This is a genomic window from Arthrobacter sp. NQ7 (assembly GCF_029581595.2).
Lineage (GTDB): Bacteria > Actinomycetota > Actinomycetes > Actinomycetales > Micrococcaceae > Arthrobacter > Arthrobacter phenanthrenivorans_B.
On sequence record NZ_JARFXU020000040.1, the window covers coordinates 1 to 22,492 of the forward strand.

Annotated in this window: 21 protein-coding genes; 16 read left to right on the forward strand and 5 right to left on the reverse strand. The window is 67.6% G+C overall.

Features of this window, described 5'->3' with window-relative positions:
* Positions 1-1,392: pyridoxal phosphate-dependent decarboxylase family protein (locus PUN71_RS22320; RefSeq protein WP_277800183.1), on the forward strand; the 1,392-nt coding region annotated here is incomplete at its 5' end.
* Positions 1,393-1,418: 26 nt separating this feature from the next.
* Here PUN71_RS22320 and PUN71_RS22325 read toward each other — a convergent pair.
* The 3 genes from PUN71_RS22325 to PUN71_RS22335 form a co-directional block, all read right to left on the reverse strand.
* Entirely contained in the window at positions 1,419-2,462 is a 1,044-nt protein-coding gene (locus PUN71_RS22325) for an aminoglycoside phosphotransferase family protein (RefSeq protein ID WP_283532429.1), read from the reverse strand.
* Positions 2,452-3,249: a VIT1/CCC1 transporter family protein gene (locus PUN71_RS22330; RefSeq protein ID WP_277800185.1), complete on the reverse strand. Its 798-nt coding sequence runs from the start codon at positions 3,247-3,249 to the stop codon at positions 2,452-2,454. Before PUN71_RS22330 ends, PUN71_RS22325 begins: the two co-directional genes overlap by 11 nt.
* Positions 3,250-3,378: 129 nt before the next feature.
* A complete protein-coding gene (locus PUN71_RS22335) occupies positions 3,379-4,473 on the reverse strand; it encodes a DUF4439 domain-containing protein (protein WP_277800186.1) in 1,095 nt (364 codons plus the stop codon).
* 106 nt (positions 4,474-4,579) lie between these two features.
* On the opposite strand from PUN71_RS22335, the gene rimP reads away from it, so the two are divergent.
* The 5 genes from rimP (at position 4,580) to rbfA (ending at position 10,563) form a co-directional block, all read left to right on the forward strand.
* Positions 4,580-5,194, forward strand: a complete 615-nt coding sequence (rimP, locus tag PUN71_RS22340) for a ribosome maturation factor RimP (protein WP_277800187.1) — start codon at positions 4,580-4,582, stop codon at positions 5,192-5,194.
* The gene (gene nusA / locus PUN71_RS22345) at positions 5,194-6,174 is read left to right on the forward strand and encodes a transcription termination factor NusA (protein ID WP_043452809.1); all 981 of its coding nucleotides are present in this window, start codon (positions 5,194-5,196) and stop codon (positions 6,172-6,174) included. The genes rimP and nusA overlap by 1 nt, the downstream gene beginning before the upstream one ends.
* A gap of 181 nt (positions 6,175-6,355) precedes the next feature.
* The gene (locus PUN71_RS22350; RefSeq protein ID WP_277800188.1) at positions 6,356-6,685 is read left to right on the forward strand and encodes a YlxR family protein; all 330 of its coding nucleotides are present in this window, start codon (positions 6,356-6,358) and stop codon (positions 6,683-6,685) included.
* 171 nt (positions 6,686-6,856) lie between these two features.
* Positions 6,857-9,769: a translation initiation factor IF-2 gene (infB, locus tag PUN71_RS22355; protein WP_277800189.1), complete on the forward strand. Its 2,913-nt coding sequence runs from the start codon at positions 6,857-6,859 to the stop codon at positions 9,767-9,769.
* A gap of 284 nt (positions 9,770-10,053) precedes the next feature.
* The gene (rbfA, locus tag PUN71_RS22360; protein WP_277800190.1) at positions 10,054-10,563 is read left to right on the forward strand and encodes a 30S ribosome-binding factor RbfA; all 510 of its coding nucleotides are present in this window, start codon (positions 10,054-10,056) and stop codon (positions 10,561-10,563) included.
* Positions 10,564-10,633: 70 nt separating this feature from the next.
* Here rbfA and PUN71_RS22365 read toward each other — a convergent pair whose 3' ends face one another.
* On the reverse strand, positions 10,634-11,761 hold the full coding sequence (locus PUN71_RS22365) for a ScyD/ScyE family protein (RefSeq protein WP_277800191.1): 1,128 nt from the start codon (positions 11,759-11,761) through the stop codon (positions 10,634-10,636).
* 174 nt (positions 11,762-11,935) lie between these two features.
* Here PUN71_RS22365 and PUN71_RS22370 point away from each other — a divergent pair, with 174 nt between their 5' ends.
* Entirely contained in the window at positions 11,936-12,457 is a 522-nt protein-coding gene (locus PUN71_RS22370; protein ID WP_277800192.1) for a nucleoside deaminase, read from the forward strand.
* A gap of 2 nt (positions 12,458-12,459) precedes the next feature.
* The gene (gene trxA, locus PUN71_RS22375) at positions 12,460-12,897 is read left to right on the forward strand and encodes a thioredoxin (protein WP_043452800.1); all 438 of its coding nucleotides are present in this window, start codon (positions 12,460-12,462) and stop codon (positions 12,895-12,897) included.
* Positions 12,898-12,961: 64 nt separating this feature from the next.
* On the opposite strand, the gene PUN71_RS22380 is transcribed toward trxA, so the two are convergent.
* Positions 12,962-14,119: a pyridoxal phosphate-dependent aminotransferase gene (locus PUN71_RS22380; RefSeq protein WP_277800193.1), complete on the reverse strand. Its 1,158-nt coding sequence runs from the start codon at positions 14,117-14,119 to the stop codon at positions 12,962-12,964.
* 138 nt (positions 14,120-14,257) lie between these two features.
* On the opposite strand from PUN71_RS22380, the gene truB reads away from it, so the two are divergent.
* The 8 genes from truB to PUN71_RS22420 all read left to right on the forward strand — a co-directional run bounded on the left by truB (position 14,258) and on the right by PUN71_RS22420 (position 22,228).
* Positions 14,258-15,187, forward strand: coding sequence for a tRNA pseudouridine(55) synthase TruB (truB, locus tag PUN71_RS22385; protein WP_277800194.1), 930 nt, complete (start codon positions 14,258-14,260; stop codon positions 15,185-15,187).
* Between the two features lie 2 nt (positions 15,188-15,189).
* A complete protein-coding gene (locus PUN71_RS22390) occupies positions 15,190-15,543 on the forward strand; it encodes a hypothetical protein (RefSeq protein ID WP_043452794.1) in 354 nt (117 codons plus the stop codon).
* A gap of 19 nt (positions 15,544-15,562) precedes the next feature.
* Positions 15,563-16,027: a membrane protein gene (locus tag PUN71_RS22395; protein WP_043452793.1), complete on the forward strand. Its 465-nt coding sequence runs from the start codon at positions 15,563-15,565 to the stop codon at positions 16,025-16,027.
* Positions 16,028-16,127: 100 nt separating this feature from the next.
* The gene (locus tag PUN71_RS22400) at positions 16,128-17,111 is read left to right on the forward strand and encodes a bifunctional riboflavin kinase/FAD synthetase (RefSeq protein WP_043452792.1); all 984 of its coding nucleotides are present in this window, start codon (positions 16,128-16,130) and stop codon (positions 17,109-17,111) included.
* Positions 17,112-17,165: 54 nt separating this feature from the next.
* Positions 17,166-18,020 carry a tryptophan 2,3-dioxygenase gene (kynA, locus tag PUN71_RS22405; protein ID WP_277800195.1) on the forward strand — a complete coding sequence of 285 codons (855 nt, stop codon included), beginning with the start codon at positions 17,166-17,168 and terminating at the stop codon, positions 18,018-18,020.
* Positions 18,017-19,276 carry a kynureninase gene (locus PUN71_RS22410; protein WP_277800196.1) on the forward strand — a complete coding sequence of 420 codons (1,260 nt, stop codon included), beginning with the start codon at positions 18,017-18,019 and terminating at the stop codon, positions 19,274-19,276. Before kynA ends, PUN71_RS22410 begins: the two co-directional genes overlap by 4 nt.
* A gap of 182 nt (positions 19,277-19,458) precedes the next feature.
* Positions 19,459-19,728, forward strand: coding sequence for a 30S ribosomal protein S15 (gene rpsO, locus PUN71_RS22415; RefSeq protein ID WP_043452786.1), 270 nt, complete (start codon positions 19,459-19,461; stop codon positions 19,726-19,728).
* Positions 19,729-19,969: 241 nt separating this feature from the next.
* Positions 19,970-22,228, forward strand: coding sequence for a polyribonucleotide nucleotidyltransferase (locus PUN71_RS22420; RefSeq protein WP_277800197.1), 2,259 nt, complete (start codon positions 19,970-19,972; stop codon positions 22,226-22,228).
* The last annotated feature ends 264 nt before the right edge of the window (positions 22,229-22,492 follow it).

Sequence of the window (22,492 nt, forward strand, 5' to 3'; positions counted from 1 at the left end):
GCACACGGCGGCGACGACGGGTATGCCGCGGCACTGGCGGCCGCGGCCGGGCACGCGCAGGATTGGCTGGCCAGCCTGGCCGGCCGGGCGGTAGGACCAAGCGAACATGCCGCCGGGCTTGTCCGGATATTCGGCGGCCCCCTGCCGAAAGCGGGAACGCCGCCCGTTGACGTCATCAACTTCCTGGCCAAGGAGGCCGAGCCCGGGCTGATGGCCATGCCCTCGGGCCGCTTCTTCGGATGGGTGATCGGCGGGACCCTGCCAGCGGCCCTGGCGTCCGACTGGCTGGTCAGCGCCTGGGACCAGAACGCCGGCCTCCGCTACGCGACTCCCGCCACCGCCGCGATCGAGGAAGCCGCAGGGCAGTGGGTGCTGGAACTGCTGGGCCTGCCGGCCACGGCCGACGTCGGATTCGTCACCGGTGCCACCATGGCCAACTTCACGGGGATGGCGGCTGCCCGCTGGCGGCTGCTTGCCGACGCAGGCTGGGACCTGGACCGGGATGGCCTGTTTGGCGCGCCGCGGATCCGCTGCTTCGTGGGACGGGAGCGGCACGACACCGTGGACCTGGGACTGCGGTACCTGGGCCTCGGAAAGCCGGAGCAAATCGACGCCGACGGCCAGGGCCGGCTGGTCCCCGCTGCCCTGGACGCGGCCCTTGCCGCGGGGAACGGACCCGCCCTGGTGTGCCTCCAGGCCGGGAACCTGCACTCCGGTGCCTTCGATCCCTTCAGGGAAGCCATCGCCGTCGCCCATCAGCACGGCGCCTGGGTGCACATCGACGGGGCGTTCGGGCTCTGGGCCGCCGCTGCCCCGGAACTACGGCACCTGACCGACGGATTCGCGGAGGCGGACTCCTGGGGCACCGATGCGCACAAGACCTTGAACGTTCCGTACGACTGCGGCATCGCCATTGTCCGTGACCCCTCGGCGCTGCGGGCTGCGATGGGACTGCACGCCAGCTACCTGGTCCATGATGCCGAAGGCCCGGGAGACCCGTTCGAGAAGGTTCCCGAACTGTCCCGCAGGGCGCGCGGCGTCCCCGTCTGGGCGGCCCTGAAAAGCCTTGGCCGGGACGGCGTGGCAGCGCAGGTGGGAGGCATGGCTGCGGCCGCCACAGCCATCGCGGAGGGCATGGCAGGGCTCGACGGCGTCGAGGTGGTCAACGACGTCGGCTACACCCAGGTGTCACTTGCCTTCGGAGACGATGAGACCACCCGCAAGGTCACCGCCCGCATCATCGAGGACGGAACGGTATGGATGTCCGGTTCCCGCTGGCGCGGCCGTGACATCCTCCGGGTTTCGGTGAGCAACTGGCAGACTGCCGGGGAGGACGTGGCCACGGCCGTGGAAGCAGTCCGCAGCGCCCTCGCCGCCGTCCGGAACCCCTGACCGGTTCAGTCCTTCCGCAGCCCCGGCTATCCGCCCTGTCCGGGTTCCGGCAGTGCGTGGGGATGCGGCAGGCCGGCCAGCGTGTCTCCGGCAAGGGTGCTGGCCACCCAGAGGGACCGGGCGAGGTCGCCCCGGTGGCCCTTGGCGGCGTACCACAGCGCGTTCTCCACTTCCCGGGCAACTCCCCACTGGCGGGCCACCTCGGGGTCCAGGCCGGCGGCGGTGCTGACGTCATGGCAGCGGCGGAGCAGTGCGGCTCCGGGGTGTGCCTCCGGGAGGTCGCCCAGCCGGTTCCACAGCAGCGGTGCCACGGCGAATTCGGGCTCGCCGATCATCGGCTGGGGATCGATTGCGGCGTACGCCGCCGCGCTGGCCGTGGCCCCTGCGTCTGCACTGACTGGGCGTGCCAGGATATTCAGGAAATGCAGGTCGGTGTGGACCAGTACGTCATGGGCAGACCGGCGTCCCACCGCGCCCCGCGTTTGGCAAACTTCCAGCGCGGCCTCCAGGAGCCACCTGGGAAAGGGCCGGCCCAGTTGCTCCCATTCGGCCGGCAGCTCATCGCTCCACTGCTCCGCCCGGGCGGCGATGTGTTCGAACTCCTGCCACCCGGGCCGGTGGTCCGGCGCAAGCCCCAGCTGCCGCACCAGGCCACCCCACACCGGCACGGCATCGTCCATGGCAAGACCGGCAAGCGACCGCCCTGCGTCGAGCCGTTCCAGCAGCATGGCGCACGTCCCCGGATCCGATGCCAGCAGGGCAACGGCGCCACGGCCCTCCCAGAGCGCCAGCGCATGCCGTTCCACCAGCGCCTCGTCATGCGGAAAAGCGATTTTGAGGGCCGCCGGTGAGCCGTCGTCCTGCCGCACCGGAACCACGATGGCGCCGTGGCCGTGCCACGGCTGGCCGCCGGGAGCCAGGTCGACATCCAGATGCCAGCGCTCCACCAGGTCGGCCAGCAGGCCTGGCAGGCTGCTGAGCCAGCCCCGCCCCACGCTGCTGCGTCCGTACCGTGCTTCGAGGAACGCAGGGACCGGGACCGCATGGGGCAGCGTGGGCTCAGACAACACCGGAGGCACCCAACAGATTGCCGATCGCGAAGGTCGCCGCAAGGGCAAGGGCGCCGCCCACCACAACCCTCACGGCGGCCTTGGACCGTGAACCGCCCCCGATCCAGGCTCCAAGCGCTCCCGTCAGGGCAAGTGCCACCAGGACTGAGGTGAAGGTCAACGGGACGCGGATGCCTGGTGGCGGAAGGAGGATGGCCAGCATGGGCAGGATGGCCCCAATGGTGAAAGCTACAGCGGAGGCGAAAGCCGCATGCCAGGGGCTGACGATGTCTGCCTCGTCGATATTGAGTTCGGCGGACAGATGCGCGGCCAGGACATCGTGGTCCGTGAGCTCGCGGGCCACCGTGGCCGCCGTTTCGGGGGTGAGGCCTTTGGCCTCATAAATGGCGGCCAACTCAGCCAGTTCAGCCTCGGGCTCCTCGGCCAGTTCCCGGCGCTCCTTTTCGATCAGGGTCCGCTGGCTGTCCCGCTGGCTGCTGACGGAAACGTACTCGCCCAGGGCCATTGAGACCGCGCCGCCCACCACTCCTGCTGCTCCGGCAGCCAGGATGGGACCTGCCTCGGAGGTGGCCCCGGCCACGCCCACCACAATGGCGGCGACGGACACAATGCCGTCGTTCGCGCCCAGGACACCGGCGCGCAGCCAGTTCAGCCGGTGGGCGATGTCATTGCTGTGCGGTTCCGTCTCACGATGGCTGCTTAGTTCCTGCCCGGCAGCAGCAGTTTCCCGGGCAGCGGTTTCCTGGGCAGCTGCCTTCTCCGCATCGGCCGGTTCGTCCGCGTTCATCCCTTCAGCAAACCATTCAGGCCTGCCCGGTGCCACCCTTTGCGGTTGCCTTTCCAAGGAGAAGCCCGCGGCATCAGCCCACACGGGAGCACCGCAGCAGGAAAGACGGGACACGCGGAGGGCGCCGGTTCAGGATCCCGGTGAGGGGCCCGGGCCGGCGCTGTCGGCAAGGACCGGCAGCTGGTCAATGTCCAGCGCCAGGCCCGGGACGGGGCCCGGGTCCGCGCCCCACCGTACGGCCCTGCCCGCAGCGGCCTGCAGTCCTGACAGCGCCCACCCCCGGTCCTGGCCCTGCGACACTGCCACGGCATCCCCGTAAGACGCCACTGTCGCTGCCTCCAGCCTGGCCAGCCCTGCGGCCGGCGCGGCGAGGAATCCGCCGTCGAGCACGTAGCCAGGCTGTTGCGGCGGGGCAGCACCGCACGCCAGGCGGAGGCGTTCTGTGGCTTCGGCGGCCAGCTCTTCATGCCGGCCGAGCATTTCCGAGGCCGGGCCCGCGTCGGTGGGGGCGAGCCGGGGAAGCGCTGCCTCGTAGCCGTAGATGGCTTGCTCTTCAACAGCGACGACGGCCGCCAGTGCCTGTTGGATGGTTGCGGACGCGCCGCCATCCGTAGCCCCGCCCGAGGACGCCGCGGACGGCGCCGCCACGCAGGGGGAAGAGCTCGAACCGGCCCCGGACGCATCACCGCCCGGTTCTGCCGGCGTGCCCTGCGGCGCCGGCACTCCGGCGGCCGCAGCGAGCCTCCCGGCCGCAAGCAGCTGGGCGGTGCCGGTCCCGGCCAGAAGGCGCGCCATGCCGCCGTCGGCCCCTTCCGCGTCCTTGACCCGGGCGGCGCCGCTCGCAGCCAGGCCTCGGACGAGCACCGCCATATCCGGAGGATCCGACGTCGCCGCGGCGGATGGGGCCGGCGAAGGCGCGGCAGTTGCGGGGGTGGGGGCCTGGAGCGCCCTGGCCTGGATGGTCAGCAAGGTCACAACCCCGTCCAACACGCCGGAATCAGCGGCTCCTGCGGCGGCGAGCCGCATCCCCACAGCCCGCAGATTCAAGGCCTCAGTGAACGCCGCGGCGCGGGCCCGCTCGGACAACGGAGGCTCGGGCGGCGCGGGTTCCTGCGCGGGAATCAGGGCGAAACCGAGGCTCAGGACCACCAGCGCGGCCAGGCCCGCGGCCGCCAACCGGAACGGGCGGATGCGTCGGGCGGAGTCCTGGGGGCGGTCTTTCACAACAGACCATGGTGTCATGCCGAGGGGGAACCCGGGTGCACCAATGGGCCGGTAAAATAGCTACGCTAGTAAACACCACATCATCTATAGGGAGGCGGCCGGCATCGTGAGCAACGCAGAAGCTACGGCTTCACCAGACCACACCGGCACGGGAACCGGGTCCACCCCGGCCCACAATCCCGAAGCCGCCCGGCTCCGGGCCCTCCTGGAACCTTCCGTCCAGGCCAACCGCCTCTACCTCGAAGACGTCGTCATCAACATCGCCGGTTCCCACCGGGTGGTCCACGTTGTGGTGGACCTGCCCCAGGAGGAGACGGGCGGCGTCAGCCTGGACGTCATCGCCGACATCTCGAGGGTGCTTTCCGACGTCCTCGACAACGACCCCCAGTCCGACACCCGCCCCTACGACCTCGAGGTGTCCTCGCCCGGCGTCGGACGGCCGCTGACCGAACCCCGGCACTGGCACCGCGCCAAGGGCAGGATGGCCAAAGTCAACGTGATCCAGGGCGAAAACATCACCGGACGCATCCAGTCCGTGGACGACGGGGGAGTGACCCTGGTCCCGGAGATCGCCGCGAAGAAGGGCATGAAGCCCCGGCAGGGTGAACCCGTAAAGCTTCCTTTCGACAGGATCCGCAACGGAAAAGTCGAGATCGAATTCAGCCACCTCCCGGAGGACGGTCTGGAACCTGAACACAATGGACCTTCTGAGGAGGCCTGATGGATATTGACATGAGCGCACTGAGACTTTTGGAGCGTGAGCGTGAAATCCCGCTGGACCTCCTGATCCCCACCATCGAGCAGGCGCTCCTGGTGGCCTACCACAAGTCGCCCGGCGCCTTCGAAAAAGCGCGCGCCGAACTGGACCGCAAAAGCGGGCACGTGACCATCTGGGCCGTCGAACTGGACGACGACGGCGCGCCCATTGGCGAATTCGAGCACACGCCGGAGGGATTCGGCCGCATCGCCGCCAGCACCGCCCGTCAGATCATCCTGCAGCGGCTCCGCGACGTTGAGGACGACAACGTCCTGGGCGAGTTCAAGGGCCGTGAAGGCGAACTGGTGTCCGGCACCATCCAGCAGGGCAACAACCCGCACATGATCCAGGTCAACCTCGGCTCCATCGAGGCGCTCCTGCCGCCGCCCGAGCAGGTTCCCGGGGAGAAGTACGTGCACGGCAACCGCCTGCGCGCACTGGTCATCGACGTGCACCGCGGCACCAAGGGACCCTCGGTTACCCTGTCCCGCTCGCACCCGGGCCTGGTCCGCAAGCTCTTCGAACTCGAAGTGCCCGAAATTGCCGACCACTCGGTGGAGATCGTTGCGCTGGCCCGGGAAGCCGGCCACCGCACCAAGATCGCTGTCAAGGCGAACACCCCGGGGATCAATGCCAAGGGCGCCTGCATCGGCGAAATGGGCTCCCGCGTCCGGGCGGTCATGACGGAGTTGAACGACGAAAAGATCGACATCGTGGACTTCAGCGAGAACCCGGCCACCTTCATCGCCAGCGCCCTCTCGCCGTCCCGCGTGAATTCCGTCACCATCACGGACGAAGCCACGCGGTCTGCCCGCGTCGTGGTTCCCGACTACCAGCTGTCGCTTGCCATCGGCAAGGAGGGCCAGAACGCCCGCCTGGCGGCGAAGCTGACCGGCTGGCGGATCGACATTGTCTCCGACGCCGCGGTAGCCCGCGACAAGTAATGTCCGCGGACGGGGTGGCCCCCGCAACGCGGCGGCCACCCCGTTTCGGGCAGAACGGCCCCAAAGGGGCTAGAATAGATAGGACCGCGCCTTACGGCCGGTAGCCGTGTGCCTTGGGCGTGCTCGTTTCCGTGACAGCGGAAGCGGTAAGCCCGGGGCCAGCAGAGTGAACGTCAGGACGATGACCGTGGCAGAAGTACCTTCCACCGGAAGTCAGCCCGAACGTACCTGCATCGGCTGCCGAAAGAAAGGCCCGCGGTCGCAGTTGCTCCGGCTCGTCGCCGAAGGCAGCGGGTCAACCGCTGTCGTGGTGGATGAACGACGCCGGATGGCTGGCCGGGGTGCTTGGCTGCACCCCAGCCAATCGTGCCTGGCTCTGGCGATCAAGCGGCGAGCATTCGGACGTGCCCTCAACGGCGCGGCCGGGACAGCCGCCGTCGAACACTGGATCATGTCAGGCCCGACCGTTGACGCCGCCCCGGTGGCTGCAACACCAACCGTCCAAACCTGAAAGCGGGTCAGAAATCTGATGGAAACCCGATGAGTTCCCAGCGATGAGTGCGTAACGATGACAACTTTGTTGCGCTCTGCAATGGGCCCCTTCGCATCAACAGCGGCTGGGGTCCGCAGTAAGAAGTAGACGGTTCGTGCCTGGCTCGGTGCGGACCGAGACAGGAGAAATGTGGCCAAGGTCCGCGTACACGAGCTCGCCAAAGAGCTCGGTATAACTTCCAAAGATGCAGTGACAAAACTGCAGGAACTGGGCGAATTCGTTCGCTCCGCCTCTTCAACCATTGAGGCCCCCGTTGTGCGGAAACTGCGCAACGCCTTCCCCGACGCAGCTGCCAAGTCAGCGGCGCCGGCTGCCCCCGCCGCTGCGCCCAAGGCGCCCGCCCCCGCAGCAGATTCACGTCCTTCAGCCCCGGCTCCCGGCCCGGCTGCGCCCAAGGCTCCGGCCCCCAAGGCCCAGGCACCGGCTCCGGCTGCTCCCGCCGCTCCCGCACAGTCAGCAGCTCCGGCAGCCCCCGCCGCTTCCGCGCCTGCGGCTCCGGCTGCACCGTCCGCGGGTGCTCCGTCCACCGGTGCCAAGCCCGGTGCACGTCCTGCCCCGAAGGCCGATGCCCCCGCTCCCTCCTCCCGTCCGGGTGGAACCACGCCCGGTGCATCCGGTCCCCGTCCCGGCGGTCCCCGCCCGGGCAACAACCCGTTCGCCACCTCGCAGGGCATGCCCCGCGGCCGTGGTGGAGACGGTGAGCGCGCACCCCGTCCAGGCAACAACCCGTTTGCCACCTCCCAGGGCATGCCCCGTCCCGGCGGCAGCCGCACCGACGGCGACCGTCCCGGCGGTCCCCGTCCCGCAGCTGGTGCCGGTGGACCCCGTCCCGGTGGTCCCCGTCCCGCAGCCGGTGCCGGTGGTCCCCGTCCGGCAGCTGGTGCCGGTGGTCCCCGTCCGGGTGCTCCGCGCCCCGGCGGTCCCCGTCCCACTCCCGGCATGATGCCCAACCGCACCGAGCGTCCCGCACCCGCAGGTGCCGGCCGTCCCGGCGGCGGCCGCGGACCCGGACGCCCCGGCGGCGCTCCCGGCACCGGTGGTCCCGGTGGCGGCGGCGGTGCTCCCGCCGGTGGTGGCTTCGGCAAGGGCGGCCGCGGACGCGGCGGCACCCAGGGTGCCTTCGGCAAGGGCGGCGCAGGCCGTGGCAAGCAGCGCAAGTCCAAGCGCGCGAAGCGCCAGGAACTTGAGCAGATGAGTGCCCCGTCGCTGGGTGGCGTGAGCGTACCCCGCGGCGACGGCAACACCGTCATCCGGCTGCGCCGCGGTTCGTCCATCACGGACTTTGCCGACAAGATCGAGGCAAACCCCGCCGCACTGGTCACCGTGCTGTTCCACCTTGGTGAAATGGCCACCGCCACCCAGTCGCTGGACGAGGACACCTTCGCCCTGCTTGGCGAGGAACTTGGCTACAAGCTCCAGGTCGTTTCGCCGGAGGATGAGGAGCGCGAGCTGCTCTCCAGCTTCGATATCGACTTCGACGCCGAGCTCGAAGCCGAAGGCGACGAGGAACTCGAGGCACGTCCTCCAGTAGTCACCGTCATGGGCCACGTCGACCACGGTAAGACCCGGCTGCTCGATGCCATCCGCAAGTCCGACGTCATGGCGGGCGAACACGGCGGCATCACCCAGCACATCGGTGCCTACCAGGTCACGCACAACCACGAAGGCGAAGACCGGAAGATCACCTTCATCGATACCCCGGGCCACGAGGCGTTCACCGCCATGCGTGCCCGTGGTGCGAAGGTTACCGACATCGCCATCCTCGTGGTGGCAGCGGACGACGGCGTGATGCCCCAGACCGTTGAAGCCCTCAACCACGCCCAGGCGGCCAACGTGCCGATCGTCGTGGCCGTGAACAAGATCGACAAGGAAGGCGCCAACCCTGAAAAGGTCCGTGGCCAGCTGACCGAGTACGGCCTGGTTCCCGAGGAATACGGTGGCGACACCATGTTCGTGGAAGTCTCTGCCCGCCAGAACCTTCACATCGACGAGCTGCTCGAGGCTGTCCTGCTCACCGCGGATGCAGCCCTGGACATGCGCGCCAACCCGAACAAGGACGCCCGAGGCATCGCGATCGAAGCCAACCTGGACAAGGGCCGCGGTGCTGTTGCCACCGTCCTGGTCCAGTCCGGCACCCTGCGCGTCGGCGACACCATCGTGGCAGGCACGGCCCACGGCCGCGTCCGTGCGATGTTCGACGACGACGGCAGCGCCCTGACCGAGGCCGGCCCGTCCCGCCCCGTCCAGGTGCTGGGTCTGTCCAACGTGCCGCGCGCCGGCGACACCTTCTTCGTGACCGCTGACGAGCGCACCGCCCGCCAGATCGCCGAGAAGCGTGAAGCCGCCGACCGCAACGCCGCCCTGGCCAAGCGCCGCAAGCGCATCAGCCTGGAAGACTTCGACCAGGCCGTCGCCGAAGGCAAGATCGACACCCTCAACCTCATCCTCAAGGGTGACGTGTCCGGTGCCGTGGAAGCCCTCGAAGACGCACTGCTCAAGATCGACGTCGGCGAAGGCGTGCAGCTGCGCGTCATCCACCGCGGCGTGGGTGCCATCACCCAGAACGACGTCAACCTGGCAACGGTCGACTCCGCCGTCATCATCGGCTTCAACGTCAAGCCCGCCGAGCGGGTTGCCGAACTGGCTGACCGCGAAGGCGTCGACATGCGCTTCTACTCCGTCATCTACGCAGCAATCGATGACATCGAGATGGCGCTCAAGGGCATGCTCAAGCCGGAATACGAAGAAGTCCAGCTCGGCACCGCCGAGGTCCGCGAAGTCTTCCGCTCCTCCAAGTTCGGAAACATCGCCGGCTCGATCGTCCGCTCGGGCATCATCCGACGCAACGCCAAGGCACGCGTCAGCCGCGACGGCAAGATCATCGGTGACAACCTCACCGTTGAGTCGCTCAAGCGCTTCAAGGACGACGCCACCGAGGTCCGCACGGACTTCGAATGTGGTATCGGTCTTGGGTCGTACAACGACATCACCGAAGGCGACATCATCGAGACCTTCGAGATGCGCGAGAAGCCGCGCGTCTAGTCTGTCTGGTGTGGGGCCGTCGGGATCTCCCGGCGGCCCCCGCTTTTCCGCCGTGAAGGGGGCCCCGCCCCTACGACGGGTGGCTGGCGATCTGCGATCGTCAGCCACCCGTCTCCGGCAGGCCCGATGCCACTCCCGGGCCCCCTTCACGGCTCCAAAGCGCCGCCGGAAAATCCCGACGGCATGGTCGTTGGCCCGCCTTTAGCGCGTGGCACATAACTGAAACGTTCGACGCCGGCCCACCGCCGCCGTCGTACGTCCCATATTTTTCTTAGGAGTTGTTCATGGCTGATCCGGCACGTGCTGCCAAGTTGGCGCAGCGGATTAAGGTTGTTGTGGCTGAGGCCCTGGGCCGGAAGGTTAAGGATCCCCGGTTGGAGGGGATCACCGTTACCGATGCCCGCGTGACCAATGATCTGCAGCACGCCACCGTCTACTACACCGTCTTTGGTGACCAGGCTGTCCAGGCGGATGCCGCCAAGGGCCTGGAGAAGGCCAAGGGCGTGCTCCGGCAGGAAGTCGGCCGGAACATCACCGTCCGGCTGACCCCCACGCTGGAGTTCGTGGCCGACCAGATTCCGGTCAACGCCTCCAACCTTGAGGAACTCCTCCGCGAAGCCAAGAAGCGTGACGCGGAGGTGGCCGCCCTGGCCGCCAAGGCCAAGCACGCGGGCGACGCCGACCCCTACAAGTCCGATGCCGCCGGCAACGTTGACATCGACGAGGACGACTTCGACGAAGAGGACCTTGACCTCAGTGACGATGAGGACCTTGACGAGGACGGCAACAAGTAGTCCGGGCTCAAGCGCCACAACAGCAGGACCCGGAGGTCACTCCGGGTCCTGCCTGTCTTAAGGGTTCCGGTTACCGGAGATCCGCCTTGATAACCTTGCCCGCAGGTGGCTGGGACGGGTCGCCCAGCGCGTCGATCGTGGCGTAGAGCGTATGTCCGCTGACATCGACATCTGCCGGTGTGTTCACCGCCAGGAACTGTGAACGGCGGCCTTCGCAGGTGAACTTGATGATTTCGCCGCCGAACAGCGAGGCAACATAGACATCACCGTTCTCTGTCACGGCCACGCCTGTGGGCGTGACGATATGGTCGGCCCAGAGATCGGTGTCACCGTTCCACGGGTTGACCTTGAAGATGGCACCGCGGGCACCCAGCTCGGGTCCTTCCGGTCCACCGGGCAGCGACGTCACGTAGAGCATGCCATCGGGACCGATGGCCACGTCGGTGGGTACGGGTTCAAAGGCATACTTATGACCGGCCACGCAGTCCGGTACCTTCAAGGTTCCACCCTGCATATCGGTGGGAACCACCAGGTCCTTGGGGATGACCGCCGGACGCGGCGGGAGGACGGCGAGGGTGTCGATGTCGCCGTTCTTGAGGTCGACCTTGAGGACGGCGTTCATTCCTGCGTCTGCCACGTACGCCGTGTCATCCTTCACCGCCAGGGCATATGGATGGGAATCCACCAGGCCTTTGTACTTGGCGGGCGGGAACGCAGGCCAGCCGGCCAGGCACTGGGAGCCCACATCGCTGCCGAAGCCATAGTGCTGGTCACCGTCTGGATTGTGGCGCCGCTCGTAGTCGGCAAAGTTGGCGATGGTATCCACACCGCCCCTGGCATCGATGGATTTGAGATATCCGTGCAGGGCGGCGGGGTCCCCTTGGCCGGCGCCTACACTCTCAAGGTAATAGGTCGTGCTGCCGCGGGTGTCCGAACCAGCCACCTCCCAGCCCTTCGGCGTCTTCGTGGCAAGGTCATCCGTGGAACCGTCCCGGTTGATCCGGGTAAGTTTTCCGGCGAAATCCTGGGACACCAGGACGGATTTTCCAGTTCCGGTGCTGACGTGCAGCGGTGAGACGAGGCCTCCTGCGAGGACATCGTAGTCGCCCGTGCCTGCGGAAGCGGCGGCAGGGCCGGCGGTTGCTATGGCAGCGGCTGATGCCGCTACACAGGCCAAGAGTGTGAGTCGTTTCTTCATTGGATTCTCCGGGGTGCGGGGCCCTTGCGGGCTGGATGTATAGCCTCCGCAGAGGCAAAACGGATCCCCCGGGCGCAAGCGTAGGCCCCTACCTGCGGGTAGTCGTTGGGGGAAACCCCCCTACATCGCCCCCTTTTCGTCCCCCCATACTGCAGCCGTGGCTAGGATCGTGGTATGAACTCCGCGGACCAGGGCAGCAGCTCCCTCCAGCAGGCCAACCAGGGCAGGAACCATGAGTGGGCGGCATACCTCAAACAGGCCGTGGACTTGGCCACGCGGAATGTCAGTGAGGGTGGCGGGCCTTTTGGTGCCGTGGTGGTTACTCCTGACGGGCGCGTGCATGCCGGCGTCAACAGGGTGACCCGGGACAACGACCCCACCGCCCACGCCGAAGTGGTGGCCATTCGGGCGGCAGCTGCCGCGACGGCGGACTTCGACCTCACCGGCTCCGTCCTCTACGCCAGCTGCGAGCCGTGCCCCATGTGCCTTGCCTCCGCCCTCTGGGCCCGGATTGGGCGGGTCTACTTCGCCGCGGACCGCCACGGTGCTGCCGCGGCAGGCTTCGATGACGCGCTCTTCTACGACTACTTCAATGGTGCCGCGCCGGAACTGATGCCGGTCACCAGGGGTGACATCCCGGCGTCGGACGTCCCCTTCCAGGCGTGGCGCGCGTTCGAGGGCAGGAAGGAATACTAGCCATGGAATCCGCGCTTCTCAGCTGCCCGGCCTGCGGGAAGACCAACCGTGTGCCTGCCCAGGCCGCCGGCCACCCCCGCTGCGGCAACTGCAAGGCGGACCTGCCCTGGATCGTATCCGCCGGTGACAGCGATTTTGCCGCCGTGGCCGAACAGTCGTCGGTTCCGGTGCTGGTCGACTTCTGGGCCGCCTGGTGCGGGCCCTGCCGCATGGTAAGCCCGGTCCTGGACAAGCTGGCCCGGGAACGGCCCGGGAAGATCAAGCTGGTGAAGGTGGATGTGGACACCTCGCCCGGCCTCTCGCGGCGCTTCGACGTCCAGGCCATTCCCACGCTGATGGTGATCGTTGACGGCAAGGTCGCGGCCCGCCAGGCCGGAGCCGCGCCCGCGCAGGTCCTGCGGTCCTGGCTGGACAAGGCACTTGCCGGCGCGCGGAGTTAACCCGCAGGAGTTAAGGCGGCGGAGTTAACCCCCGCGGGACGCCGCACGCACTCCAGGAGCAAGCTCAGGACAGAACTGCCGGAAGCCGGGACACCCCTTCCAGCAGTTCCTCCTTCCGGCCGCACAGCGCAATCCGCACCCACCCCTCGCCGATGGAACCGAAGGCCGTTCCCGGGGCCAGGGCCACACCCGAATCCGCGAGGAAGCGCCGCACCCAGCCCCGCACATCGCCGCCGGTCACGTGCGACATGTCAGCCCACAGATAGAACGCACCCTGCGCCGGAAGGTAGCGGATCCCCTTGGCCGCCAGGACAGCTGAAGCGGCGTCCCGGTTGTCCCGGTAATGCCGGTGCGCGTGCCGGACGTAATCCTGCGGGCCGGTCAGGGCCGCCAGCGCCGCGTACTGCGGCGCCGATGCCACGCACGAGACGATGGACTCCATGACGTTGTCCATTTTCCGTTCAAGCCCCGGCGGGCAGACCAGCGCGCCGATCCGCAGCCCCGTCAGCCCGTAGGTCTTGGACAGCGTCAGCGACGTGAACACCCGCGCGTCGTCCGGCACGACGCCGTCGAACCGTGCAGGGCTGACGTGCGGGACGTCGTACGTGAACGCCTCGTAGCACTCGTCCGAGATCACCCAGATGTCGTGGCGGCGGGCCAGGTCCACCAGTTCGCGGACCAGGTCTTCACCGAGTACCGCGCCCAGCGGGTTGGACGGCGAATTGAGGACCAGGACGCGTGTCCGGCCGGTGATCAGGGCCGCCACGTCGGCCACCCTCGGCTGGAAGCCATGTTCCGGGTGCAGCGGGTAGCCCACCGGGACGGCATTCAGCAGCCGGCTGGTCATGGCGAAGGTGGGGTAGCCAGGGTTGGGAATGAGGATCTCGTCGCCGGGGGAGAGGAGCAGGCTCATCGCAAAGTGCAGCCCCTGCTGGGCGCCGGACACCACGTAAACCCGGTCGGCCCCGACGTCCACGCCCTGCTCTTCCCGGAACCGGGCGGCGAACGCCTCACGGAGGGCAGGGATCCCGGCGTTGGGCGTGTAGTTGGTCTCGTCGCGGTCCAGGCAGGCGATGCCGGCGTCAAGTACATGGCGGGGGAGCGGGAAGCCAGGCTCCCCGATACTCAGCACCACGGCGCCGGGAGTCCGCCAGGCGGCCTCGGTAATCTCGCGGATCTGGTTGACGGGCACGTCGCGGACATGGGCGGCAAGCTCAGGCATGCCAGCCATCCTAGCCGCCGCCGGCCCGCCTTCCGCCCGCACCCGGTGACTGGCCCGCCCGGTCGCCTGCCGCCGTCGCCCGGTCGCCTGCCGCCGCCCTGCGCGGGGGCCCCAACCTGCGCCGATATACTGGGAGGCGTGCTTTCTGGACTGGTGATAGTGGACAAGCCGCAGGGATGGACCAGCCACGATGTGGTTGGCCGGATGCGGCGCCTCGCAGGTACCCGGAAAGTGGGGCATGCAGGCACCCTCGATCCCATGGCCACGGGCGTGCTGGTGCTGGGCATCAACAAAGCCACCCGGCTGCTGACCTACATCGTGGGAACCTCCAAGACCTACACCGCCACCATCCGGCTGGGCCAGTCCACCGTGACGGACGACGCCGAAGGTGAGGTCACGGCCACCACCAGCGCCGCGGGGGTCGGCGAGGAACAGATCCACGACGCCGTCGCAGCGCTCACGGGCGATATCCAGCAGGTGCCCAGCAGCGTCAGCGCCATCAAGGTCAACGGCGAACGCGCCTATGCGCGGGTTCGGTCCGGGGAGGACGTCAAGCTTGCAGCCCGTCCCGTCACGATCCACCGGTTCGACGTGCATTCCGTCGGCCGGGACGCCAAAGCCGGGGTCGTAGACCTGGATGTGACGGTTGAATGCTCGTCAGGGACCTACATCCGCGCCCTGGCCAGGGACCTGGGCAGCACCCTGGGCGTCGGCGGCCACCTGACGGCACTGCGGCGAACCCAGGTTGGTCCCTACACCTTGGACCAGGCGCGCACCCTGGAACAGCTCGCCGAAGAGCTCAACGTCCTGGACATGTCCCTTGCCGCCCGCGCCCTGATGCCCAACCGTGAACTCACCGCGGAGGAAACCGCCGAGATTTCCTTTGGCCGGCGGATCGGAGCCGGCCCGGCAGCAGGAACCCCCGGCGCCGCCACCGCCGAGCACCCGGCGGCGGCCTTCGCTCCCGACGGCACCCTGGTGGCGCTTCTCGCCGACGCGGGCAGCTACGCCAAGCCCGTACTCGTCTTCGCCCCCGGCAACGGAGCGGCCGCGGCCGCGGAGGCCTGAGCGTGGACGCATATTTTTGGATCATCCTCGTCGTGGGCCTGGTGTCCACACTGTTGTGCCTGGGCGCAGGAATCCTCAAGAAGGCACCGAACGACGTGACCATCCTGTCCGTCGTGGCGGTGGAAGTGGCCCTGGTGGTCTATCTGGTGGGTTCGATTGTGCGCGTTGTGGCCGGCGAACCGATTGCCGGCGAGGCGTGGGAATTCTGGGGCTACATGGCCACCGCGATGCTGCTGCCGCCGGCGGCAATCTACTGGTCCATCCTGGAACGGACCCGGTGGAGCAATTTTGTCCTGGCAGCGGTCGGCGTCACGGCACTGGTGATGGCCGCGCGCATGAACCAGATCTGGTACTGAAATGAGAGAAGCAGCACGTATGAAAGACCAGCAGCCCTCGGCCACCGGAGACGCGCCCGTCCGCAATACCCGCAACACCGGTCCCGGCCGGCTGCTCATTGCCGTGTACGGGATCTTCGCCATTTCCGCCACCGCGCGGGCCGGCTACCAGATCCTCACCAAGTTCAACGAGGCTCCGCTGGCGTATCTGCTCTCTGCCTTCGCCGCCGTGGTGTACATCCTTGCCACGGTGTCGCTGGCCAAGGCAGGCACCACCTGGTTCAAAGTCTCCGTTGCCGCCGTGCTTGTTGAGCTCGCCGGCGTGCTGGTGGTGGGGACGCTGAGCATCCTGGACTCCGTGCAGTTTCCGCATGAAACCGTCTGGTCGCTTTTTGGCCGCGGCTACGGCTTCGTTCCGCTGCTGCTGCCCATCCTGGGGCTGGTGTGGCTCTACCGGCGCCGGCCCTCACTGGCCCGGCAGCCCCAGGCCGGGGCCGCGAAGTGAAGGCAAAGTACGGGCAGCGAATCCGGGTAACCTTGAAGAGGTCCGCCGCCGGTATCGGTGACGGAACGTTGATGCTTGCAGGCAGCTTAAGGCGAGGGTGATGGTTTACATCTGGAACGATCCGTCCGATGTCCCGGCGGATTTCGGCCCATCTGTTGTCACTTTCGGCAACTTCGACGGCGTTCACCGGGGCCACCAGCAGGTGCTGTCCCAACTGGTGCGTTTGGCACGGCTTTCCCAGGCGAAAGCCGTGGCCATCACCTTTGACCCCCACCCGGCAGTCATCCACCGCCCCGAGGCAGCTCCCGAACTGATCATGGGCCTGGACGACAAGCTGGAAGCCCTCGGCGAGCTGGGCCTGGACGCCATCCTGGTGGTCAAGTATTCCCTGGACCTGGCGAGCCTCACGGCCGAGGAGTTCGTGGAGCAGTACCTGGTGGACTGCCTGCACGCCGGCCACGTGGTGATCGGCCACGACGCCCGCTTCGGGCGGGGGAACTCGGGCGATTTGGACACCATGAAGGAGCTCGGCGAAAAGTTCGGCTTCGATGTGCAGGTCATCAGCGAGTTCGGCTCAGAGGGATACCCCCTGCACGACGACGACGGCACGGACCGCCGCTGTTCCTCCACCTGGGTGCGCGAAGCACTCCAGGAGGGAGACGTCGCCACCGCTGCGTCCGTCCTGGGCAGGCCGCACCGGATGCGCGGCGAGGTGGTGCACGGCGCCGCCCGGGGCAGGGCCCTTGGCTTTCCCACCGCAAACCTTTCCTCGGACGCCTCGGGCCTGATCCCGGCCGACGGCATCTACGCCGGCTGGCTGGTGGACCAGGCCGGCAAGCGCTGGCCCGCGGCCATTTCAGTGGGCTCCAACCCCACGTTCGACGGCGTCAGCCGCCAGGTGGAGGCGCACGTCATCGACCGGCCCAAGGAAGCGGTGGAGGACTTCGATCTGTACGGCCAGACAGTAATCATCGAATTCGTGCAGCGGCTCCGCGGCATGGTGGCCTACCGTGGCCCTGAAGCCCTGGTGGAACAGATGCGGCTGGACGTGGCGCAGGCCCACGAACTCCTGGGCGGCCGCTGACCGCTGCCTCCGCAGGGGCGGCAACAACCGGGTGACAACAACGAAAGGCAGTACGTGTCCGTCGAGAAGAACACCCGCAAGCTGGATAAGGGGATCGTCCGCGACTTCAGCTCACGGATGAGCTACGCCTCCTACCTCCAGCTTCCCACCCTGCTCAGTGCCCAGCAGCCGGTCAGCCAGCCCGAACACCACGATGAGCTGCTGTTCATCATCCAGCACCAGACCACGGAGCTGTGGCTGAAACTGGTGCTCCATGAATTGCGCAGCGCTGCCGCCTGGCTCCGCACAGACGACCTGGGGTCGGCGCTCAAGGGCATTGCCCGGGTCAAACACATCCAGAAGACCCTCACCGAGCAGTGGTCGGTGCTGGCCACGCTGACGCCTACCGAGTACTCCCAGTTCCGCGGCTTCCTGGGCAACTCCTCGGGCTTCCAGTCCGCGCAGTACCGGGCAGTGGAGTTTGTCCTGGGCAACAAGAACCGCAAGATGCTCCCTGTCTTCGAGTCCGACCCAGAGGCCCACGCCATGCTCGAGGAACTGCTGGCCGCTCCCAGCATCTACGACGAGTTCCTGGCCTATCTCTCCCGGCAGGGCTTCGACGTGCCGCGTTCCGTCCTGGACCGGGACGTGACCCGCGCCCACGAGTTCGCCCCGGAACTGCTACCGCTCTTCAAGCACATCTACGAACACGCGGCGGAGAACTGGGCGGCCTATGAGGCGTGCGAGGAACTGGTGGACCTGGAGGACAACTTCCAGCTGTGGCGGTTCCGGCACCTGCGCACCGTCCAGCGGACCATCGGCATGAAGACGGGCACCGGCGGCTCCAGCGGTGTGACCTTCCTGCAGAAGGCCCTGGAACTGACGTTCTTCCCGGAACTATTCGCTGTCAGGACGGAGATCGGACAATGAGCATCCACCAGGAAAACCCCACCGACGTCACCGCAGAAGAGCTCCGCAGCCGCGCCGAAGAGCTCGACCGCCGGGATGCGCTGGCCCACTACCGGGACCGCTTCATCGGCACGGAGACGCCCCTGTCCTACATGGACGGCAACTCCCTGGGCCGGCCGCTGAAGCGGACCGCGGACGACGTCGCCGCTTTCGTCAGGGATGAGTGGGGCGGCCGCCTCATCCGGGGGTGGGACGAGCAATGGCTCAACCTGCCGCAGGCCATCGGTGACCAGCTGGGCAGGGCCGTCCTGGGCGCGGCTCCGGGGCAAACGATCATCGCCGATTCCACCACCGTCGTGCTCTATAAGATCATCCGCGCAGCCCTTGCCGCCGTGCAGGACCCGGATCGCAACGAACTTGTGCTGGACACCGAAAACTTTCCCACCGACCGCTACCTGGTGGAGGGCATCGCCCTCGAGGAGGGCCTGACCCTCCGCTGGATCGAGCCGGACCCGGCCGCCGGGGTGACCCTTGACCAGGTGCGCCAGGCAACCGGGCCGCGCACCGCCGTCGTCCTCCTCAGCCAGATCGCCTACCGCTCGGGCCACCTCGCGGACCTGCCGGGCATCACCGCAGCAGTACACGACGCCGGCGCGCTGGTGGTGTGGGATCTTTGCCATTCTGCGGGGTCGGTGGAGATCGGCCTGGACGATGCGGACGTCGACTTCGCCGCCGGCTGCACCTACAAGTACCTCAACGGCGGTCCCGGCTCACCTGCCTTCGCCTATGTCAATGCCCGGCACCTGCCCGCACTCAACCAGCCGATCTGGGGATGGATGGGCCGCAAGGACGCCTTCGAGATGGCCGCAGGCTACGAACCCGCTGCAGGCATCCGCGGCTTCCTCAGCGGCACGCCCGCCATTTTCGGCATGATCGCCATGCAGGGCACCCTGGACCTCATCGAGGAGGCCGGCATGGCTGCCATCCGGGCGAAGTCCGCGGACCTCACCGCCTTCGCGGTGGAGGTGTTCGACGCGTGGCTGGCACCCCTGGGAGCCGAACTGGCCACGCCGCGGAACCCGGAGGAGCGGGGCGGTCACATCACGGTGGACCACCCGGACTTCACGAAAGCCACCGTGGAATCACTCTGGGACGGCGACGTGATCCCGGACTTCCGGTCCCCGCACGGCATCCGGATCGGGCTGTCGCCGCTGAGCACCAGCTTCGCGGAAGTGCTGCAGGGCATGGCGGCCGTCAGGGACCGCCTGCGGAGCTGAGCGCACTGTTTCGACAAGGTTAGGCCCGGGCCGGTAAACTGGACGATGGATCCGGCTGCAGTCCGTGGCGGCTGGCTCCTGTTGTTGGCGGCCGCCTCCGGTTTTCCGGGCGGGACGCACGCGGCAGACCCGGCAGTGAGTTTCTGACCTGGGCCCTCACGGCACATTCCCAAGGAGTTATTGTGGCACTTGACGCCGCTGTAAAGCAGTCCATCATCAAGGAATACGCAACCGCCGAAGGCGACACCGGTTCACCCGAGGTCCAGGTTGCCGTTCTGACCCAGCGGATCAAGGATCTGACTGAGCACATGAAGGAGCACAAGCACGACTACCACACCCAGCGCGGTCTGCTGGCCATGGTTGGTCGTCGCAAGCGTATGCTGAGCTACCTCAAGAAGACTGACATCGCCCGCTACCGTTCGCTCATCGAGCGCCTCGGCCTGCGCCGCTAGTCTGGCTTTGGGGCGGCCCTTTCCATCCGGAACGGGCCGCCTTCTTCACCTAAAACTAAACAGGAGGATCAACCGCATCACGCATTCGCGGTCCTCGGTAGTGATCTCCGGGAACGGCTTCGTCGACTGAAGCCGACGGCCCGTGGGTCTCGATCGATGACCGGGTGCAGGGCCAGTAGACAGATGCTGGGCTGGGTTGATGCGGCTGGACTTCCGTGAAACAGAAACGGAGGTGACTCTCTTGGAGGGTCCCGAAATCCAGTTCTCAGAGGCTGTCATTGACAATGGCCGCTTCGGCAAGCGCGTAATCCGCTTCGAAACCGGCCGCCTCGCCAAGCAGGCCGCCGGCGCAGCCATGGTGTACATCGATGATGACACCGCACTGCTGTCCGCCACCACGGCCGGCAAGCACCCGCGTGAAGGCTTCGACTTCTTCCCGCTGACGGTCGACGTCGAAGAGCGCATGTACGCCGCGGGCCGCATCCCGGGCTCGTTCTTCCGCCGCGAAGGCCGCCCGTCCACCGAGGCCATCCTGGCCTGCCGCCTGATGGACCGCCCCCTGCGTCCCGCCTTCATCAAGGGCCTGCGCAACGAGGTCCAGATCGTGGTCACCGTCCTGGCGATCAACCCCGACGAGCTGTACGACGTCGTGGCCATCAACGCCTCCTCGATGTCCACCCAGCTTTCCGGCCTTCCGTTCTCCGGCCCCATCGGCGGCGTCCGCGTTGCCCTGGTTGCGGACGAGAACGGCTCGCAGTGGGTCGCGTTCCCCAAGCACTCCCAGCTGGAGAACTCCGTCTTCAACATGGTGGTGGCCGGCCGCGTTGCCGGTGACGACGTCGCCATCATGATGGTCGAGGCCGAAGCCACCGACAACTCCTGGAACCTCATCAAGGAACAGGGCGCCACCGCCCCCACCGAAGAGGTTGTGGCTGAGGGCCTCGAGGCTGCCAAGCCGTTCATCAAGGCACTCTGCGACGCGCAGGCAGACCTTGCAGCACGCGCTGCCAAGCCCACCGTCGAGTTCCCGGTCTTCCTGGACTACGAGGACGACGCCTACGCCGCCGTCGAGTCCGCTGCCGCGGACAAGCTTGCCGCCGTCTTCCAGATTGCCGACAAGCAGGAACGCGACAACGCCTCCGACGCCCTCAAGGAAGAAGTCCTGGCCAACCTGGCCGGCCAGTTCGAAGGCCGCGAGAAGGAACTGTCCGCTGCTTTCCGCTCGGTCACCAAGCACGTGGTGCGCCAGCGCATCCTCAAGGACCAGGTCCGCATCGACGGCCGTGGCCTGACGGACATCCGCCAGCTCACCGCCGAGGTCGAGGTCCTGCCCCGCGTGCACGGCTCCGCCATCTTCGAACGCGGCGAGACCCAGATTATGGGTGTCACCACGCTGAACATGCTGAAGATGGAACAGCAGATCGACTCGCTGTCGCCGGTAACGCGCAAGCGCTACATGCACAACTACAACTTCCCGCCGTACTCCACCGGTGAAACCGGCCGCGTGGGCTCGCCCAAGCGGCGCGAAATCGGCCACGGTGCCCTGGCGGAACGCGCCCTGGTGCCCGTCCTGCCGTCCCGCGAGGAGTTCCCGTACGCCATCCGCCAGGTATCCGAAGCCCTCGGTTCCAACGGTTCGACGTCCATGGGTTCCGTCTGCGCCTCCACCCTGTCCCTGCTGAACGCCGGCGTGCCCCTGAAGGCCCCGGTTGCCGGCATCGCCATGGGCCTGGTCTCCGACCAGGTTGACGGCCAGACCCGCTATGCAGCCCTGACCGACATCCTCGGCGCCGAAGACGCCTTCGGTGACATGGACTTCAAGGTTGCCGGTACGTCCGAGTTCGTCACAGCAATCCAGCTGGACACCAAGCTCGACGGCATCCCTGCCTCCGTCCTGGCAGCAGCCCTGAAGCAGGCCCGCGAAGCACGCCTGCACATCCTCGAGGTCATCAACTCCGCGATCGACACCCCGGACGAGCTCTCCGAGTTCGCTCCGCGCGTCATCGCGGTGAAGATCCCCGTGGACAAGATCGGCGAGGTCATTGGCCCCAAGGGCAAGATGATCAACCAGATCCAGGAGGACACCGGCGCCGACATCTCCATCGAGGACGACGGCACCGTCTACATTGGCGCCACCAACGGTCCGTCTGCAGACGCAGCACGTTCCGCGATCAACGCCATTGCCAACCCGCAGGTTCCGGAAATCGGCGAACGCTACCTGGGTACGGTCGTCAAGACCACCACCTTCGGTGCCTTCGTTTCCCTGACCCCGGGCAAGGACGGGCTCCTGCACATCTCCGAGCTCCGCAAGCTGGCCAACGGCAAGCGCGTGGACAACGTGGAGGACGTCGTCTCCGTCGGCCAGAAGGTCCAGGTGGAAATCACCAAGATCGATGACCGCGGAAAGCTGTCCCTCGCCCCCGTGGTCGCCGAGGAAGAGGCTCCGGCCGACACCGAGCGCGCACACGCCGAGGAACCGGCTGAAGGCGCTGACGTCTAACAGCCCGGGCCTCCCGGCATAAAGCATGAATCGGCGGGGGCCGGGGGGGGGTCCCCCCCGCCCCCCCCGTTTAGATGGGGGGCCACACCGGGCGCCCCGCCCGCAAAGGGAACAATGACGTTTTTTCCCCCCCCGCTTGGGCGGAAACACACCAGCGCACCCCCGGTCCCCGCCCCCGCCGGGGGGGCGGAGGGCGGGGGGCCAGGGTGTGCCGCGGGGCAGGGGGCAGGGACGGCCGGGGACCCAGGGGAGGCGGGGGGGGCG